Genomic DNA, 4,045 nt, shown 5'->3' on the forward strand with positions numbered 1-4,045 from the left:
GCGAAATGATCCTCGCACGCGCCGCACTCCGATGGTGGGATCGGTCTGACACCAACCCCGTCGATCTCAACTACAGGATCGCCATCGCTTGATAACCTTCACCGATCAACTGACGACAAACGGGTTTTTCAACACGCCCCAGAGCTGTGGGGCACCAATGCTCAGGCAACCGACACGGGCTTCGCCCTGACAGACTCGCCTGTCTTCACATCCTGATTCACGACGCACCGTGATAGCGAATTCCCCAGCGCACACGAGATCTCGTAGGGGATCGTCCCGACGCAGCGCGCCAAGTCCTCGGCGGTCTTGTGGCGCTGACCGCCTGTGGTCAGGGACAGTTGGCCTCTGAGGGGAGGTGAATTCGGCAAGCCCTGACCCAAAGCAAAGACCGGTCAGGGTCACCCGCCGACTCAAGGAATCTCCGATCCCCACTGACCCGCTGTAACGTACGGAACAACAACGCCATATGCGGTTAGGGCCGTTGATTTGCGCGCCCGAAGCAAATCCAGCAAACTGCCGATACACAATGTAGCAGAAGACCTGATCCCGCGCGGCCGATCTTTCCGCGCCCGAATGTCACCGCCGACACCAACGAGCCGACTCCGTGTCCCTCAAATCAGTCTCACATTACGAGATCGTCAAAAAGCTCGGCGAAGGGGGCATGGGCGAGGTCTTCCTTGCGCGTGATACGCGTCTGGACCGTCAGGTCGCGCTGAAGTTTCTCCCGTCGCACCTCACCAACGATCCCAAGGCGCGCGAACGATTGCTGCGCGAAGCCAGGGCCGCTTCGCGGCTGTCGCATCCCAACATCCTGACTGTGCATGAGGTCGGCGAGGATGAATCCGGGCGCATCTTCATCGCAATGCAGTATGTCGATGGCCGCTCGCTTGATGAAATTGTCGCGGATGGACCGTTGCCGGTCGATCAAGTGGTCTCGCTGGCGGTGCAGATCGGCGCGGGACTGGCGCGCGCACACGCGGCGGGTATCGTGCATCGCGACATCAAGCCGCAGAATATCATCGTCGACGGCGATGGACGCGGCACGATTCTCGATTTCGGCCTGGCCAAAGTCGTCGATGCGTCACGCCTGACGCAATCCGGCGCGATGATCGGCACGATAGCGTACATGTCGCCCGAACAAGCGCGAGGCGATCTGGCCGATCAGCGTTCGGATGTTTTCTCGCTGGGAGCGGTGCTCTACGAGATGGTCACCGGACGTCGCGCGTTTTCACCCGACAACGCGGCCGCGGTGATCTATGCGATCATCAATGAAACGCCCCCGGCGCCGTCACAGATCAATCCCGCCTGCCCCTCGGCATTGGAACGCATAATCGGTCGGGCGCTGGTCAAAGACCCGAATGAACGATACCAAAGCGTCGGCGAAATGCTCGCAGATCTGCGCCCACTCATACACTCGTCCAATCCGGCGATCAGCGACCCCGCGTTGATGGCCGCGCGTGCCGGTGCAGCGGACCCCAACCGGCCGTCGTGGCCTTCCGGGCCGGTCACGGTCCCCGATATCGGCCGACGCTGGCTGCGCATGGGTCTGGCCGCGGCCGTGTTCTTTATTTTGCTTTTGAGTGCCGCCCTGTTTTCACCATTGAAGCTATCGATGTTCCGTTCGCAGCAAGCGCTCGCCGACAAGAATACGCTGGCCATCATGCAGTTTGAGCAAGTGTCGGCGTTGGGCAACCAAGACCGCACCGGCCAGATGATTGCGAGTCTGCTGATCACCGATCTGTCCGAATCGCGTTTCATGAACGTAATCAGCCGCCAGCGCATGCTCGACATCGCCCGGCAGCTCGGCGTCAACGACCTCGGGGAGCTTGATGCCTCGATGTCGGGCCGCGTGGCCGACGCCGCCAATGCACGCTGGATTTTGACCGGCGAAGTGTTGCAGATCGAGCCGCAAATCATCCTGACGTCGCAGATTTCCGACGCGGAAAGCGGGACGATTCTCGCCTCGCAGCGTATCAACGGCGACACCGGCGATAATATCTTCAACGTCGTCGACCGTCTGGCCCGAGTCATCAAGAACGATTTGTCCCTGCCGGACGCCGCCGGCGGCGAGGCAGACCGCGCAATTGCCGACGTGACCACCCACTCTCCCGAAGCGTATGGCGCGTTCCTGCGGGGCATGGATCAGTTCGATCAGCTTGACTATGCCGCGGCCATCGAATCGTTCACCGAGGCGGTGCGCATCGATTCGACCTTCGCGTCGGCATGGTCGCAGTTGGCGCGTTCGTATCGCTCCCGCCGCATGTACGATCAACAACGCTGGGCAATCGCGCACGCGATGAACTTCATCGAACGCGTCACGCCGATGGAACGTCTGTATATCGAGAGTGCGGAGGCGTGGGCTGATGGCGACTATCCACGTGCCATCGAACTGCTCAAGACCATCGCGCTGCGGTATCCGAACGAAACCGAAGCGTTGATGTATCTGGGAACCGTCTACATCGCCAAAAACCAATACGACGAGGCGATCCTCTGGTACGACAAGATGCTGGCGATCGACTCGACCAAGAAAATCGCGTACAACCAACTCGCGTACTGCTACCACTACAAGGGCGAGCATCAAAAGTCACTGACTGCGATCAATCGCTACATCGCGCTGGCGCCCGACGAAGCCAACCCGTATGACTCGCGCGGCGACTTTCTGGCGGCCGACGGCGATGCCGGCGCAGCGATCGAATCGTATCGCGCGGCCCTGGAGCGCAACCCCGGATTTTATCACTCCGCCGCCAAACTCGGCTTCATGCAGATCTATTCGGAGAATTATGCGGCCGCTGACAGCGCCTTCCGACGGTTGTTCGATCATAAGCTGTCCGATGTTCGTGCCGATGGACGTCTGTACCGCACCTTCATTTCGATGCATCAGGGACGGCTGGGCGAGGCGCTCCGGATGCTCGATGCGGGCCTCGCCAGTGACCGGCTCGAGAACGCCAGCAATCAGCCGATGTCGACGAAGCACATGTACAAGCTCATGATCTACTCCAAACGCGAAGAATTCGACCACGCCCTGGCGGAGCTGCAGAGCATACGTGACCTGGCCGACAGTTTCGAGCCGCACAACCGCGCCTTTGTCCGTGCCGATCACATCATGCTGCTGGCCAAAAGCGGACGGCTCGCGGCGGCGCGCGACTCGCTTGAGGCGCTGGACCTGTCGGTCCGAGGCGACACCGCCAACAACACGATGATCGTCGATGCACTCGCGTGGGCCAAGGGCTGGGTCGCGTTTGGATTGGAAGACTATAACAGCGCCGCCGAGCATTTTGCCCATCCCGCACGGCGCTCCATGATGTTTTCGGCGAGATTCTACTATGCGCTCGCACTATTCCACGCCGGACGGCTGGGCGAGTCGGTCGATGAATGGCGCGAAATGCTCGAAAGCCACGATGAGTACCGCGCACAGAACCCGATCAATTCGGTCGAGGTGCACTACTGGCTCGGACGCGCTTATGAGGCCTCGGGCTGGACGGTGCAGGCGCAGGATCAGTATCGCACGTTCACGCGCATCTGGAAAACCGCCGACCCCGGCCTTACGGCCTTCGCCGATGCCAACGCGCGCCTGCGCCAACTTGCGCAAATCCACTGACGAAAGACTGGCGTTCCCTGCCCGCGGAGTGATGCAATTCCTTAATTGTGTCTCCCGTAAGACTCGGATACCAAAAATTCCCCCTGCCCCGTGTGAGATCACGGGGCAGGGGGTTGTGTTGTCGTACGCGGTGATGTGTGGTGCTACTTCATCAGCGTCATCTTGCGGGTGGCGACGAAGCCGCCCGATGAGATGCGGTAGAAGTACACACCCGACGCCACCGGCTGACCACGCTCGTCACGACCGTCCCAACTGAGCTGCTGACGGCCCGCTTCCGAGTGGCCGGTGTAGCCACGGATCGACTGACCCGCCACGTTGTACACCGTCACGCTCCAGTCTCCCGCCTCGGGCAGATCGAACGGTATCACCGTCCCCGCATTGAACGGGTTCGGATAATTCTGGCCCAGCGCGTACTGCGTCGGACGCTGGATCAACGCCGCCTGGCTG

The 4,045-nt window shown here is 60.9% G+C and carries 2 protein-coding genes; one reads left to right on the forward strand and one right to left on the reverse strand.

Annotated elements, in window-relative coordinates:
* Nucleotides 1-604 precede the first annotated feature (604 nt).
* Nucleotides 605-3,598, forward strand: coding sequence for a protein kinase (locus VGB22_05505; protein HEX9750725.1), 2,994 nt, complete (start codon nt 605-607; stop codon nt 3,596-3,598).
* Nucleotides 3,599-3,741: 143 nt separating this feature from the next.
* Here the strand turns inward: VGB22_05505 and VGB22_05510 are convergent.
* Nucleotides 3,742-4,045, reverse strand: a 304-nt coding sequence (locus VGB22_05510) for a T9SS type A sorting domain-containing protein (protein ID HEX9750726.1), incomplete at its 5' end; no start/stop codon positions are given.

The sequence above is a fragment of the Candidatus Zixiibacteriota bacterium genome (genome assembly GCA_036397555.1).
GTDB lineage: Bacteria > Zixibacteria > MSB-5A5 > WJJR01 > WJJR01 > DATKYL01.